At 70.6% G+C, this 13,598-nt stretch carries 14 protein-coding genes; 10 read left to right on the top strand and 4 right to left on the bottom strand.

Annotation, left to right across the window (positions count from 1 at the left end; genetic code table 11):
* Positions 1 to 85: 85 nt before the first annotated feature.
* Positions 86 to 454 (top strand): DUF983 domain-containing protein, encoded by a 369-nt coding sequence (locus tag ACP6CK_RS16535; protein ID WP_426954394.1) that lies wholly within the window; start codon positions 86 to 88, stop codon positions 452 to 454.
* A gap of 98 nt (positions 455 to 552) precedes the next feature.
* On the opposite strand, the gene ACP6CK_RS16530 is transcribed toward ACP6CK_RS16535, so the two are convergent.
* The gene (locus ACP6CK_RS16530; protein ID WP_426954393.1) at positions 553 to 1,740 is read right to left on the bottom strand and encodes an HPP family protein; all 1,188 of its coding nucleotides are present in this window, start codon (positions 1,738 to 1,740) and stop codon (positions 553 to 555) included.
* A gap of 722 nt (positions 1,741 to 2,462) precedes the next feature.
* On the opposite strand from ACP6CK_RS16530, the gene ACP6CK_RS16525 reads away from it, so the two are divergent.
* From ACP6CK_RS16525 to ACP6CK_RS16490, 8 genes are read left to right on the top strand one after another with little or no spacing between them, the layout of a single operon-like run.
* On the top strand, positions 2,463 to 4,091 hold the full coding sequence (locus ACP6CK_RS16525; protein ID WP_426954392.1) for a PQQ-binding-like beta-propeller repeat protein: 1,629 nt from the start codon (positions 2,463 to 2,465) through the stop codon (positions 4,089 to 4,091).
* Positions 4,088 to 4,642 (top strand): c-type cytochrome, encoded by a 555-nt coding sequence (locus ACP6CK_RS16520; protein ID WP_426954391.1) that lies wholly within the window; start codon positions 4,088 to 4,090, stop codon positions 4,640 to 4,642. Before ACP6CK_RS16525 ends, ACP6CK_RS16520 begins: the two co-directional genes overlap by 4 nt.
* Positions 4,639 to 5,619 (top strand): cytochrome c oxidase subunit II, encoded by a 981-nt coding sequence (gene coxB / locus ACP6CK_RS16515; protein ID WP_426954390.1) that lies wholly within the window; start codon positions 4,639 to 4,641, stop codon positions 5,617 to 5,619. Before ACP6CK_RS16520 ends, coxB begins: the two co-directional genes overlap by 4 nt.
* A complete protein-coding gene (ctaD, locus tag ACP6CK_RS16510; protein WP_426954389.1) occupies positions 5,616 to 7,523 on the top strand; it encodes a cytochrome c oxidase subunit I in 1,908 nt (635 codons plus the stop codon). Before coxB ends, ctaD begins: the two co-directional genes overlap by 4 nt.
* Positions 7,520 to 8,122 (top strand): cytochrome c oxidase subunit 3, encoded by a 603-nt coding sequence (locus ACP6CK_RS16505; protein ID WP_426954388.1) that lies wholly within the window; start codon positions 7,520 to 7,522, stop codon positions 8,120 to 8,122. Before ctaD ends, ACP6CK_RS16505 begins: the two co-directional genes overlap by 4 nt.
* Positions 8,119 to 8,445, top strand: a complete 327-nt coding sequence (locus ACP6CK_RS16500) for a hypothetical protein (RefSeq protein WP_426954387.1) — start codon at positions 8,119 to 8,121, stop codon at positions 8,443 to 8,445. The genes ACP6CK_RS16505 and ACP6CK_RS16500 overlap by 4 nt, the downstream gene beginning before the upstream one ends.
* The gene (locus ACP6CK_RS16495; RefSeq protein WP_426954386.1) at positions 8,433 to 9,302 is read left to right on the top strand and encodes a cytochrome c oxidase assembly protein; all 870 of its coding nucleotides are present in this window, start codon (positions 8,433 to 8,435) and stop codon (positions 9,300 to 9,302) included. The genes ACP6CK_RS16500 and ACP6CK_RS16495 overlap by 13 nt, the downstream gene beginning before the upstream one ends.
* Positions 9,292 to 9,807, top strand: coding sequence for a c-type cytochrome (locus ACP6CK_RS16490; RefSeq protein WP_426954385.1), 516 nt, complete (start codon positions 9,292 to 9,294; stop codon positions 9,805 to 9,807). Before ACP6CK_RS16495 ends, ACP6CK_RS16490 begins: the two co-directional genes overlap by 11 nt.
* Before the next feature lies 1 nt (position 9,808).
* Here the strand turns inward: ACP6CK_RS16490 and ACP6CK_RS16485 are convergent, their stop codons facing one another.
* Both ACP6CK_RS16485 and ACP6CK_RS16480 read right to left on the bottom strand, forming a co-directional pair.
* Positions 9,809 to 10,726, bottom strand: a complete 918-nt coding sequence (locus ACP6CK_RS16485; protein ID WP_426954384.1) for a c-type cytochrome — start codon at positions 10,724 to 10,726, stop codon at positions 9,809 to 9,811.
* A 525-nt stretch (positions 10,727 to 11,251) separates the two neighbouring features.
* Entirely contained in the window at positions 11,252 to 11,671 is a 420-nt protein-coding gene (locus ACP6CK_RS16480; protein ID WP_426954383.1) for a hypothetical protein, read from the bottom strand.
* A 317-nt stretch (positions 11,672 to 11,988) separates the two neighbouring features.
* Here ACP6CK_RS16480 and ACP6CK_RS16475 point away from each other — a divergent pair, with 317 nt between their 5' ends.
* On the top strand, positions 11,989 to 12,927 hold the full coding sequence (locus tag ACP6CK_RS16475) for an MBL fold metallo-hydrolase (RefSeq protein ID WP_426954382.1): 939 nt from the start codon (positions 11,989 to 11,991) through the stop codon (positions 12,925 to 12,927).
* A 191-nt stretch (positions 12,928 to 13,118) separates the two neighbouring features.
* Here ACP6CK_RS16475 and ACP6CK_RS16470 read toward each other — a convergent pair whose 3' ends face one another.
* Positions 13,119 to 13,559 (bottom strand): LCCL domain-containing protein, encoded by a 441-nt coding sequence (locus ACP6CK_RS16470; protein WP_426954381.1) that lies wholly within the window; start codon positions 13,557 to 13,559, stop codon positions 13,119 to 13,121.
* Positions 13,560 to 13,598: the final 39 nt, after the last annotated feature.

Here is a 13,598-nt window from a genome sequence, read left to right as displayed (position 1 = left end):
ATTATAGCTTCCACTCGCCCGAATGTATGTATGAATAGATGGATTGTATGGTAAAGGTGGCGAGCGCCGAAGATGGAGAGAACCGATGTCCGAGCAGTCCAGGATCGTCACGGGCGTGGGCCGTGGTCTGCGCCTGCGCTGCCCTCAATGCGGCGAGGGCCACCTGTTCAGCGGCTTCCTGAAGGTGAAGGGCTGCGAGGCCTGCGGAGAGGACAACACGAACTACCCGTCCGATGACGCGCCGCCCTATCTGACGCTCTTCCTCATCGGCCACCTCATCGTGCCGTTCATGTTCTGGATGGATAAGGCCTGGGCGCCGGCGATGTGGGTCATGTTCGCGATCTGGCTGCCGCTGATCGGCGGCCTGAGCCTCGCCATGCTGCCCTTCATGAAGGGCGCGACCATCGGCCTCGCCTGGGCCAACGGCGTCACGCGCGAGACGGCGCGGCAATAGCCGCTGTCCGCTTCCGCGATGCTTCTGAGAGCGACCTGCACGGGCCGATGACCGCTGCTCGACAGGTCTTTACCGTCATCCGCGGTCGGCCGCTTCCGTCAGGCCGCTCTCTTCAGATCCTGTGCGTCCCCTGAGATGAGGCTGTCCCGATAGAGTCCCGCGATCAGGTCGGATTGCGCGATGATTCCGGACAGGCGCCGCTGACTGTTCACGACGGGAACATGCCGCAGCCCGGCATCGGCCATGAGCGGCACGAGTTCGGCGATATGCACGTCCTCGGCGACCGTGCGGATCCCGCGCGGCATGATCTGCCCGACCACCTCGGGCCGGTCGGCGTGGAGGGTTGTCAGGCGACGGATGAGGTGCCGGAACCGTGCCTCGATCCCGTCATACGGGTCCAGTTCCGGGTTCTTCATGAAATCCACGTCCGACACCATGCCGATCACGCGGTGTGCCGGGTCGATCACCGGGAGGGCCCGGATGTTGTGCCGCCGCAGGAGGAGCCAGGCCTCCGCCAGTGGGGTGCCATACTGCACGGCCACCACGTCGCGCGACATGATCTCGGCACAGGTGATCTCACCGAAGCGGCGGCGGTAGGCCTGCACCTCCGCCTGTTGCAGCAGGCTGTCCAGCTCGTCGCGGCTGACGTCGAGAACGCCGTCGTAGCGCTGCAGCACGGCGTCCAGATCCTCCGCCCGCACGCCGATCCGGCGTGTCGGATCACGGTCGGCGGTCTGGTGAGGATTCTTCCGGACGACCTGCTGCATATGAGGGTAGGGGCGCCGCGTGGCATTGTTGAGGGTGATCGCGGCCAGCATGAGGACCGCTGAGCTCAGCGCAACCGGCGAGAGGACGAACCCATATCCGGCCGCCGTCACCGCCGGGCCCCCGAGCACGGTGGTCAGTGCGATGGCGCCTCCAGGGGGATGAAGGCACCGCAGGGCGAACATCGCGCCGATCGCGAGCGACACGGCCAGGGGGGCGGCCAGCAGCGTGTCCGGGACCCATTGGGCACAGGTCACGCCGACGATCGCGGAGACGGTGTTCCCGCCCATGATCGACCATGGCTGGGCGAGGGGGCTGGCGGGCACGGCAAAGAGCAGGACCGCAGAGGCCCCCAGCGGTGCGATAAGCACCGGCATCCCGGAGCCAGGGCCCATCAGCCATGGGCAGACCAGCCCCGTGACGAGGAGACCCACCAGGGCTCCGCCGCCGCCGCGCAGCCGTTCCGCCATGCTGGCGTTCATCGGTGCCGGGAGAAAGCTCCTCAGCCAGGCGCTCAGCATCCGGGGACGACCTCCGCGGCGCCGGTCCGTCCGGGTTCGACCGCGATCAGGGCAAGCTCCAGCTGCCCAGCCAGGACGGGCTGGTTCATCGGGGGCTGGGCATTGAGCGCAGGGGTGAAGGCGACCGGGGAAACCGCGAGCAAGCGGTGGCGCATACCGACAGCAAACAAGCACAGCCTCCCGCTCGTGGCGCAGTCTGTTAGCAGGCCGGCATACCCATGTCCTCCCCGGTGGAGATGCACACCCACCATGCGGAGATCGCACGTCAGGGGCATCAGGAACTGGCTGAGAGCACCGAGCGGTGGGCTGGCAACCCGTGAGGCTGGGTGAAGCCCCGATGGAGCGCGGATCCGCTCGCGCCGCGGAGCGGTCCCACGGAGATGAGGTGGCCGGGCCACCTTCCAGGTCCATGAGCTTGAGCTTGAGCAGCGTGTGGCAGGAGGGACGACATTCAGGTGAATCGCCTCTCCGCCGAGTTCAGCGAATGCGGGTTCAAGGCCTGACGCGTATCGGGAGACGCCTTGTGGCGTTGCTGCTCTGGCGCGAAGACTGAGCCGTCTCGTAAAGGCCGCTCAGAGATCTCAATCTTGGCGTTCTGAATCAAGGCAACAGCGACTCGATCGCTGTTTCAGGAAGAGGGGATACCCGATCCGGTGCACGGACCGTGGCGACATCTTGGTGCTCTCTCTCTTCTTCTCTGCGTGGTCCTGGCATGTCCCGGCGTGACCGTCGCGGCCCCGACCGATGCCATCACCACGCGGAATGTCGGGGCGCTCCGTCCGGTGCTGTCGTGGACAACAGACAGCGTCGAGCCACACACGGCCGCTCCAGTTGCCGCCGACGGCGTTCTGATCCTTCTCTCTCCGTTTCCGCATGGGCTGCAGGCGCTGGACCCCAGCCGCCCCGCATCACCGCTCCGCTGGCGGTACGCCCCTCCGGCCGAGCGGATGGCACGGGGGCGCGGCTGTTGCGGCGCGACCGGCGGCCTGGCGATCGCCGGAGACCGCGTCTTCCTCACCACGGTCGACGGCCGGGCCGTGGCGTTGGACGCCGCGACCGGCCGCGCGATCTGGGAGGTCCAGGCCACGGATCCCGGTGCCGCGGAGTCGCTGGCCGCTCCCGTCCTGGCGGGAGAGCGCGTGATCATCGGCAGCGCGGGCGATGACTTCGGGATGCGAGGATGGGTCGAGGCGCGCGAGGCCGCGACGGGACACGTGCTCTGGCGGCGCTACAGCACCGGACCTGACAGCGAGGCCGGGATCGGACCGGCCTTCCACCCGTTTTATCGACCCGGCGAAAGGGCGGAGCTCGGTCAGGTGACCTGGCCGCCCGCGGCCTGGCAGCAGGGCGGCGGGGGCGTCTCGGGCGGGGTTCTCTGGGACGGCACGCGAGATCTTCTTTTCCACGGCACCGGACCGGCGGCGCCGGTGAATCCGGCTCGGCGGGCGGGAGACAACCGCTGGACGGCGGGCCTCTTCGCCCGCGACGCGGCGACGGGCGAGGCCCGCTGGTTCACCGGCATCAGCCCCCATGATCCGCACGCGCTCGGCAGCGCGACGGCGATCCTGTCGGCCGAGATCGACTGGCAGGGCGCGCGGCGCTCGGTCCTGGTCCATCCGGACCCGAATGGTCACGTCTACCTGCTCGATCCATCGGGGGGGCAGATCCTCTCGGCCGAGCCCTTCGTCCCCGTCAACACCATGCAGGGCCTGGACCTCGCGACGGGCGTTCCACGATGGAACGACGGCAAGCGGCTCGATGCCAACGGGATGCTGCGCGACGTGTGCCCGGGGCGGCCGGGCGCCCTCGGGGGACCGCCGGCCTTCCTGCCGGCCACGGGGTTGCTCTACCTACCCGCCAGCCGGCTCTGCATGGACATCGAGTACCGCGACACGAACTTCATCCGCGGCACGCCCTATACCGGCGCGAATGTCCGGTTGCGGCCACCCGCGAGTGGCGCGCGCGGCGCTCTGGTGGCGTGGGACGTGGCGGCGGCACGCCCGGCCTGGACGGTGGAGGAACCCTTCCCGCTCGGCGGCGGCGCTCTCGCGACGGAGGAGGGGCTGGTCTTCTACGGCACGCGCGACGGATGGCTGAAGGCGCTCGACGCGCGCAGTGGCGCGGAGCTCTGGCGCTTCCGCTTGCGCTCGGGCGTCGTCAGCCAGCCCGTTGCCTTTCGCGGGGCGGATGGCCGACCCTATCTCGCCGTGGTAGCGGGCGATGGACGCGGCGCCGGGAGGGAGATCGACATGCGCGACGCGAGCGCCGCGAACGGTCTCGCTCAGGCTTTGTCCGACCTGCCGCCGCCACAGGCGCCGGGCGGCGTGCTGACCGTCTTCGGGCTGCCGTGACCGTTGCGCGCGTCGCCTGTTTGGCGCTGCTGCTTCTGCCTGGGCTGCTCCTGTCTGGCTGCAAGCGGGAAGCGCGCGACACGCGCCTCGACCCGCCGGTGGCCGAGGCGCTGGACGCGGTGGCCGTCATGCCCGTCGGCATCAACGGACGGCCGCCGCGGGCGATCGCGGCGATGGGCGAGCCGTATCGCACGAACGCGTATCAACTGAGCCAGGGCAAACGGCTCTATGCCGGGTTCAACTGCGCGGGCTGCCACGCCGATGGCGGCGGCAACACCGGCCCCGCGCTGATGGACGGCTGGTGGCGCTACGGGCCTGACGCGGTCTCCATCTTCCTCTCGCTGCGGGACGGCCGGCCGAACGGCATGCCCGCCTTCCGCGACCGGATGACCACGGAGCAGATGTGGCAGCTCACCGGCTATCTGCAGAGCCTTGGCGCGACCTCGGCGAGCGGGGCGGCGCCGAGCCGGAACGACGCGATGCAGACCCGCCCGGCCGAGAATCGCGCGCCCGCCATGGCGGCGATGCCGTCCGCCGACCGCGGGCGATGAGGCGCGTCGCGCTCGTCCCGGCCCTGTTCCTCGCGGGTTGCGAGGGGTGGCAATCCGCGACCGATCCCGGCGGGCCCGCGGCGCGGGAGCTGCACGGGCTGTTCCTGCTCTTCACCATCTCCTGCGGCCTCGTCTGGATCGCCGTCATGCTCGTGCTGGCGGCCGCGCTGCTGCGGCGCCGCGCGGCAGAAGTGAGGCCAGAGCCGGAGCGGCGCCCGACGCTGGCGGTCGGCGCCGCCGTGGCGGCGACGGTGCTGATCGTCACCGGGCTGACCGTCGCGAGCTACCTCGCCACGCGGAGCATCGCGGCCGCGCCGCCGGACCCGCTGGTGATCCGGCTGCGCGGCTATCAGTGGTGGTGGGAGGTGACCTATGACGATCCCCGCCCCGACCGCATCCTGTTGACGGCCAACGAGATCCACATCCCCACCGGAAGGCCCGTGCGGATCGAGCTGGCCTCGGCCGATGTCATCCACTCCTTCTGGGTGCCCGGCCTCTCGGGCAAGCAGGACATGATCCCCGGGCGCAGCAACAGCCTCACCTTCACGGCCGAGCGGCCGGGCCTCTACCGTGGGCAATGCGCGGAGTTCTGCGGCTTGCAGCACGCCCACATGGCGCTGCACCTCATCGCCGAGCCGCCCGAGGTCTTCGAGCGCTGGCGGGACGCGCAGCTCGCCGAGGCGGCGGCGCCCGTCGGCGCGGAAGAGGAGGCCGGGCGGCGGATCGTGGAGGGCCGCGCCTGCGGCGCCTGTCACACGGTTCGGGGAACGCAGGCGGCGGGACAGCTCGGGCCGGACCTGACCCATGTGGGGGGACGGGCCTACCTCGCGGCCGGGATGCTGCCGACCACGCGCGGGAGCCTCGCCGCCTGGATCGCCGACCCGCAGACGATCAAGCCCGGCAATAACATGCCCATGATCCCGCTGACGGCGGACGAGCTACAGGCCGTGACGGCCTATCTGGTGCGGCTGCGATGAGGCGCGAGGACAGGGATCTTCGCGACACCGCCCTGGACGAGGCGGCGCTGGAAGCGAGGCTGCACCGCCTCTGGCGCTCGCCGGGCGGGTTGCGCGGCTTCTTCTCCACCGTGGACCACAAGGCGATCGCGCGGCGTTACATGGTGACCGCTTTCGCCTTCCTCGCCCTGGGCGGCGTGCTGGCGGTGCTGATGCGGCTCCAGCTCGCGCAGCCGGAGGCACGGCTGCTGTCGGCGGATCTCTACAACCAGATCTTCACCGTCCACGGCTCCACGATGATGTTCCTCTTCGCCGTGCCGGTGATGGAGGCGGTGGGCGTGTATCTCGTGCCGCTGATGGTGGGCACGCGCAACATCGCCTTCCCGCGCCTGAACGCCTTCTCCTATTGGACCTACCTCGCGGGCGGCGTGATGCTCTGGGTCGCCTTCGTGCTGAATGTCGGGCCGGATGTGGGCTGGTTCGCCTATGTCCCGCTCTCCGGCCCGCAATACGCGGCGGGCAAGCGGGCTGATGTCTGGGCGCAGATGATCACCTTCACCGAGATCGCGGCCCTGGCCGTGGCGGTGGAGATCGTCGTCACCGTGCTGAAGCAGCGCGCCCCCGGCATGACGCTGGACCGCATCCCGCTCTTCGTCTGGGCGATGCTCGTCACCGCCTTCGTCATCATCCTGTCCATGCCGGCGATCGTGCTGGCCACCTCCGTCCTCATCATGGACCGGCTCGTCGGCACGCATTTCTTCAATCCGGCGGAGGGCGGGGACGCGCTGCTCTGGCAGCACCTCTTCTGGTTCTTCGGGCACCCGGAGGTCTACATCATCTTCCTGCCGGCGGTGGGCATGGTGTCCAGCATCCTGCCGACCTTCGTGCGGCGGCCGATCTTCGGCTACCTGCCACTCGTGCTCGCGCTGGTGGCGACGGGGCTGCTCTCCTTCGGGCTCTGGGTGCACCACATGTTCACCACCGGCCTGCCCCGGCTCGGCGAGAGCTTCTTCACGGCGTCCAGCATGGCGATCGCCGTGCCGGCGGGGCTGCAGATCTTTTGCTGGATCGCGACGATCTGGCTGGGGCGTCCGGTCTATCGCGTGCCTTTCCTCTTCATCCTGGCCTTCTTCTTCACCTTCGTCCTGGGCGGGCTGACAGGGGTGATGGTGGCCTCCGTGCCGCTCGACACGCAGGTGCACGACACCTACTTCGTCGTCGCGCACTTCCACTACGTGCTGGTGGGTGGGGCGGTCTTCCCGCTGCTGGCGGCCGTGACCTACTGGTTCCCGAAGTTCACCGGGCGGATGATGAGCGAGCGGGCCGGGCGCATGTCCGTGGCGCTGCTCTTCCTGGGGTTCAACTTCACCTTCTTCCCCATGCACATCCTGGGGCTGCAGGGCATGACGCGGCGGATCTATACCTATCAGGCGGACCTGCCCTGGGGCGAGATGAACCTCTTCGTCACCGCCAGCTCCATGGTCCTGGCGGCGGGGTTCGTGATCTTCTTCGCCAACGCCTTCCTCAGCGCCCGGCGCGGCGAGACCGCGGGCAGCAATCCCTGGGGTGCCTCGACGCTCGAATGGGCGACCGCCTCGCCCCCGCCGCCCTACAACTTCGCGCGCATCCCCGTGGTGGCCTCCGCCAATCCCCTCTGGGATTCCGGAGACGCGCTGCCCGTCGCATCCGGCCTCAGCGCCGGGCGGCGGGAACTGCTGGTCACCACCATGGCGGAGGCGCGGCCAGAGGTGCGAGAGACCTCGCCGGGCGACTCCATCTGGCCCTTCTGGACCGCCATCGCGACGACCGTGATGCTCGTCTCCTCCATCTTCACGCCCTGGGCGATCGTGTGGGGCGCGATCCCCGTGGCGGTCGCTCTGACCGGCTGGTTCTGGCCGCGCGGCACGCCGGAGGATGATTCGTGAAGACCCGGATCGTCGCCGACCTCTCCGCCCTGCCGCTGCACGGAGAGGGCAGCACCAGCCTCACCTGGTGGGGTACCCTCGCCTTCATGCTGATCGAGGGCACGGGCTTCGCCCTGGCCATCGCGACCTACCTCTACCTCGCGAGCATCGCGCCTGCCTGGCCCCTGAACGCGGAGCTGCCCGACCTCTGGCCGGGGCTGGCGGTCACGGCCGTGCTGCTGCTGAGCGTGATCCCGAACCTGCTGCTCTCCCGCTGGGCGGGGGCGCAGGACCTGCGCAAGGTGCGGATCGGCATCGTCGTCATGTCCCTGCTCGGCATCGTGCCGCTGGTGCTGCGGGTCTTCGAGTTCCGGGCACTCAACACCTCCTGGGACAGCAACGCCTATGGCTCCGTCGTCTGGCTGCTGCTGGGGCTGCACACGACGCACCTGATCACCGATCTCGGCGACACGCTCGTGCTCGCGGCCGTGATGTTCACGCGCCACGGCGACAACAAGCGCCGCTACGGGGACGTGCAGGACAACGCGCTCTACTGGAACTTCGTGGTGCTGACCTGGCTGCCCGTCTGGGCCTGCCTGTACCTCGGGGCGCGGCTGTGACGGAGGGGCGTCGCCTCGCCCTCGCCTGGACCGGCTTCGTGATCGGTCCCCTTCTCTGGGCCGTGAACACGCAGCTCGGGCAGGTGTTGCCCTATGCCGAGTGCGGAGGTCCCTGGCCGGCCAGCGCCATCCTCTCGGCCGTGGGGGTCCTGCTCTCCCTCGGCGGCGCCGCGATGTCCTGGCGCGTCTCGGGTCTCCGGCAGGGGGGAAGCGGCTGCACCGGCTTCATGGCCTCGGTCGGTGCGCTGGTCGGGGTGCTCACGGCCTTCGCGCTCCTGCTCCAGTCGCTCTCCGGCCTGCTGGTCAGCCCGTGCGCACGTTAGTCGGGACGCTCCTGCTGCTGCCCGCCACGGTCTGGGCTCATGGCGGCGAGTCTTATGACGGGCCTGATGGTTGGAACTTCGACCCCTGGGTGGTGCTGCCGCTGCTGCTCTCCCTGGGCCTCTACTTCGTCGGCGTCTGGCGGTTGTGGAAACGGGCAGGACCCGGGCGCGGCATCGGGCGGTGGCAGGTCCGGGCCTATCTGCTCGGCTGGTTCGGACTCGCCGGCGCGGTGCTCTCCCCGCTGCACGAGTTCGGGGAGCGCGTCTTCACCCTCCACATGATCGAGCACGAGATCATCATGGCGCTTGCGGCGCCACTGCTCGTCCTCGCCCGGCCGGCAGGGGCGCTGGCCTGGGCGCTGCCGGCGGGCTGGCGGCGGCCGCTGCTGCGCTGGCGCCCGCGCGGCCTCTGGGCGGCGGCGACCGCACCGGTCTTCGCGACGGCCGCCCACGGGGTGGCGATCTGGATCTGGCACGTGCCCGTGCTGTTCGAGGCCGCGGTGGCGCATGCCGCCCTGCACCGGCTGCAACACCTGAGCTTCATCGTCACCGCGCTGCTCTTCTGGTGGGCGCTGCTGCGGCGCTGCACGCCGGGCGCGGCGGCGATGCACCTTTTCGTCACCATGATGCACACCGGGCTGCTCGGGGCTCTGATGGCGCTGGCGCCCCGCGTTCTCTACCGCGTGCAGACGGCGGGGTCTGGGGTGATCGGCCTGACGGCGCTGGAGGACCAGCAACTCGCGGGGCTGGTGATGTGGATCCCGGCGGGCACCGTCTATGCCGGCGCGGCGCTCGCCTTCCTCGCGGCCTGGATCGGGCGTTCGGGGCACGGGGCGGGTGCGGCCCATGCGCGCTAGGACGGCCGCGCGGCTGATCGCCGCCACCGTGCTGGGCTGGGCCGTCGGGCGCGGCGGGGCCAGGGCCGTCCTGCCGCCCGTCGAAGTTCCCGCTCCGGCACCCGGCCGCGGGTGGCGCGCCTGGCTGATCGGCGCGGCCGCCCTGTTGGTGCTGGGCGGTGCCGGGGCCGCGGCCTGGAGCGTGATGCAGCGGCGGCAGGACGAGGAACTGGCCCGTGCCATCACCGGCGGCGAGCCCGACCGCGCCCCGGCGCTGATGATCCGCTACGGCTGCGGCGGCTGCCACGCGATCCCGGGTGTGCCCGGTGCCGATGGCCGGGTGGCGGCGCCGCTCGCCGGCCTGCGGGAGCGCGTCTATGTCGGCGGCGTCGCGCGCAACACGGCGGAGAACCTGGTTGCCTGGATCGTCGATCCCCGCGCCCTCTCGCCGCGCTCCGCCATGCCCGCCACGGGCATCACGCCGGACGAGGCGCGGGACGTAGCGGCCTTCCTCTACGCGCGCTGAGCTATTCCGACAGGCCGGGCGTCTCGCGCGGCGGCTGGGCGCGGATGTAGGTGGCGATGGCCCGGCGGTCCGCCTCTGGCAAGGCAGCGGTGTTCCGGACCACGTCCGCCATGGCGCCACCCACCTGCCGCAGGTCGGGCGTCCTTCCGGTGGTCAGCACGGTGACGAGGTCGTCCTCCGACCAGCCGCCGATCGCGCGCGGCGTGACGTTCGGCACGAAGCCCGTCCCCTCCACGTCGGGGCCGCCGGCGTAGCGCGTGTCCTCCTTCACGGCGAAGAGGAGGTTGCGCGTCGAGTGGCACTCGGCGCAGTGGAGCTGCGCCTCCACGAGGTACCGGCCGCGGTTCCAGGCCGGGTCGTGCGCGGGGTCGTCGGCGATCGGCGCGCGGTCGAGGTAGAGTCGCTTCCAGAGCCCGATGCCGCGGCGGATGCGGAAGGGCAGTGGCAGGTCGTGCGGCGGCGGACGGCCCGTCACCGACGGAAGGGTCCGGAGATAGGCCATGAGGTCGCCCACCTCCTCCGGCCGCAGATGCGCGTAAGCGACGTAGGGCAGGCTGGGATAGAGGTGCCGCCTGTCCGGAGAAACGCCGGCCATCAGGGCATTGGCGAGGTCGAGGCCGCTCCACCGGCCGATCCCGTCGACCGGATCGGGCGAGATGTTGGGGGCGTTGAACGTCCCGAAGGGCGAGGTGAGAGCAAGGCCGCCGCCCAGGCGCGTCCGGTCCCCCTGTCCCGGGGAGGCATGGCAGGAGGCGCACTGACCGGCCAGGAAGACCATGCGCCCCCGGGCGGGATCACCGCTCTCGAAGCGGGCCGCCTCGGACGGCGCGAAGGCAGGCTCTGGCGCGGAGAGAGCCCAGCCGACACCTCCGAGAAGGGCGAGGAGCGGAAGAGTCCAGACCAGCAGACGCCGCATCATCCTGGCCGCCCAGAGGTGACAGGGGAGAAGGCCAGATGGCCTAGAAGGCTCTCAGGGGCAACACCCCACCTGACCAGTGCCGTGCCGGAGGAAACGAGAACCGCCTCGCGCGCAGACGGATTCAGATTTGAGCAGCTCACTTTCGGCCCGGGCCCGCGTTCCTGCTCCACCGTTCGCCTCCACTCGCCGTCATCGTGCCGGCGCGTGACCTCGCCGCGCGGACCGGCACCTCCACCGAACACGAGGCAACTCCATGGCCAACCTTCCTCCGCTCCCTCCTGCCGGCCGCGCCCCTCAGGGCGGCAAGAATGCCACGGGCGGCAAGCCCAACCCGAAGGATGCCCGCGCGGGCAGCGGCGGGGGCAGCAGCGGAAAGCAGGGCGGCGCCAGCAGCGCGGCTCACAGCAATCGCAAGACCGGCGATCGCTGAACGAAGCAGGGTCAGTGGCCTTCGTCGCCTCGAGACGGCCTCACGGCTGAGCGGCGCACCGACGATGGGATCGCCGGGTCCCTGCCGCCCCGCGCTTAACGCCGGGAGCGCCGGCCCGACGGGCGCTTGCCCCGTGCCTTGGACGGCTTTGGCTCCGGGGCGATAAGAATGGGCTTGGCGTCGGGGATTCCGTCCGTTCCAGCATAGCGCTGGAGCGTCGCGCCGGCAGCGAGGTGCGGATAGGCCCGGGCCCCTTTCGACCAGGTCTTCGCGAAAGCGGCCACCTCGGCGTGGTCCTGCCGGCGGATGGTCTGGACGAGGACGAATGCCGCCTGGGACGGCCGCAGCCTCTGCCGGTGCAGCAGCTGAAGATGCCATTCGCGGGCGCGCAGAGGACACCAGTCCACCAGGGATTCCTGCAGGGCCCGGCGCACCTCTTCCGGCAGGTCCTCGTAGGCCCGGTAGGGGTCGCCCTTGAGCGGACTGTAAGGCTTGGCCGCCATGCTGTTGTCCATGCCGGGCTTCTATCGAAGGGAACACCTGAGGGGAACGGTGGCGTCACCCGCCTGAGGCTCGGCACCCATGCTGCCGCGTCGGAGCCAGTCGTGGTGCCGGCGCGCATTCCGTGGCCGAGCTCAGCGGGCGGCATTTGCGGGAGGCCGAAGCATGCGCGGCCGTTGCAGTGACCAGCATCCCTGCGACGCGCGGCGCCGGCCAGAAACGCCCAGGCGGCGAGGGGAACGTCTCCGTTCGGCTGGTCCGCTTAGCTCGTGCCTGACACCAGGATCAGTGCCACCATGCGGGGATCGGGTGCTTGAGGGAGGAGAGAGACATGGCTCATCGTCGCGACATCCTGCTGGGGGCGGCCGCCGCAGCCGCCCTGCCGAAGCTGGCGCCTGCCCAGGGGACGGCAGCGCCGGGGCTGGGCTTCCACAAGGTCCAGCTCGGCAACACCGCCATCACGGTGGTGAATGACGGCGTGGTCGAACTGCCCAACGTCACCCAGGGATTGGTCACGAACGCCGCGCCCGACGCGGTCTCCGCTGCCCTGGCGGCCGCGGGTACGCCGGGGCCGGGGATGCGCAATACCTTCAACCAGACGGTCGTGAGCACGCGCGATGGGCTGGTGCTGATCGATGTGGGGTTCGGGCCCCAAGGAGGGCCGCCCGGCACGGGGCGGATGCTGGACCACATCCGCGCCGCCGGCCTGGACCCGGCGAATATCCGAACGGTGGTTTTCACCCACTTTCACGGCGACCACATCGGCGGCCTGCTCGACGCCCAGGGCAACGCCGCGTTCCCGAACGCCGCCATCAAGGTGCCGGAGGGCGAATGGGCCTTCTGGCTGGACGAGGGCGAGGCCTCCCGCGCCCCCGAGGCGCGGCGGCCGGCCTTCGCGAACGCCCGTCGCCGCTTCGCTCCCTATGCCGCCCGCGTGGAGCGGTTCCGCCCGGGGGCGGAGGTTGCGCCGGGCGTCACCTCCATCCCGACCTTCGGACACTCCCCCGGCCACGCCTCCTTCCTCGTCTCGGAGGGACGGGAGCAGCTTCTGGTGATCGGCGACGCGGTGAACACGCCGGCCCTGTTCATGGCGAACCCGGAGTGGGTGCCGGTCTTCGACATGGACCCGGCCACCGCGGTGGCGACCCGCCGCGCCCTGCTGGACCGCGCGGCGGCGGAGCGGATGCCGGTGGTCGGCTATCACTTCCCCATGCCGGCGACGGGCCGGGTGGAGCGGGCCGGCACGGGCTACCGGCTGGTTCCGTCGTAGTCATCGCGGCGGCGCGGCCGGGGCTCCAGGCGGGGCGTTCTTGCCGGAGCCGCTGCGACCTTTTGCGTTCGGGCTGGCGCGCCTTGGCGTGGCCTTTCGCCCCGGCCAGGCGCGGCCCTGGATCTCCAGGCGCCCGCGCCACCCCATAAGGGGAGGCGGCTGCACCGCCGCGGTGCCCTGCCTGCTGACCGTTATCGTAAGGGGATGAACGCCTCGACCCGGAAGCTTCGGCCGGAGGGACCGCGATCGCGGGAGGTGACACCATGGGCCGTGCTCCCCTGGTAGCTGGCGCGCCCCGGCTCGATGATGACGTTCACTGCGCCACCCGGATCGGCAGCCGCGACGCCGGCGTGGATCGCCGCCGTGCAGATCGAACTCTCTCCGGCATAGGATCCGGTTCCCCAGATCGGCAGCTCCCTCGGTGGCGGGAGCTGGCACAGGCATCCACCGCCACGCCAATCGCCGATGGCCATCCCGGTGCTTGGACAGTCCGGCATGCGCGCTGGAGCCTGCGCCTGCGATCCGCTGGTCATCACGCTGACCAACAACGCGCACGCCGTGAACCATGCGGCGCGGCTCGACCGGGAAAGGCCAGCTGCGACAGGCATGTTCTGGGTCAGATTTTTCGTCATCACGATCCTTCTCCGACGAATGGGGTTCCACCGGTCGCG

Origin of the sequence: Muricoccus radiodurans (assembly GCF_050154705.1) — a bacterium.
Classification (GTDB): domain Bacteria; phylum Pseudomonadota; class Alphaproteobacteria; order Acetobacterales; family Acetobacteraceae; genus Roseomonas; species Roseomonas radiodurans.
This window is presented reverse-complemented; position numbering and strand designations above follow the sequence as displayed.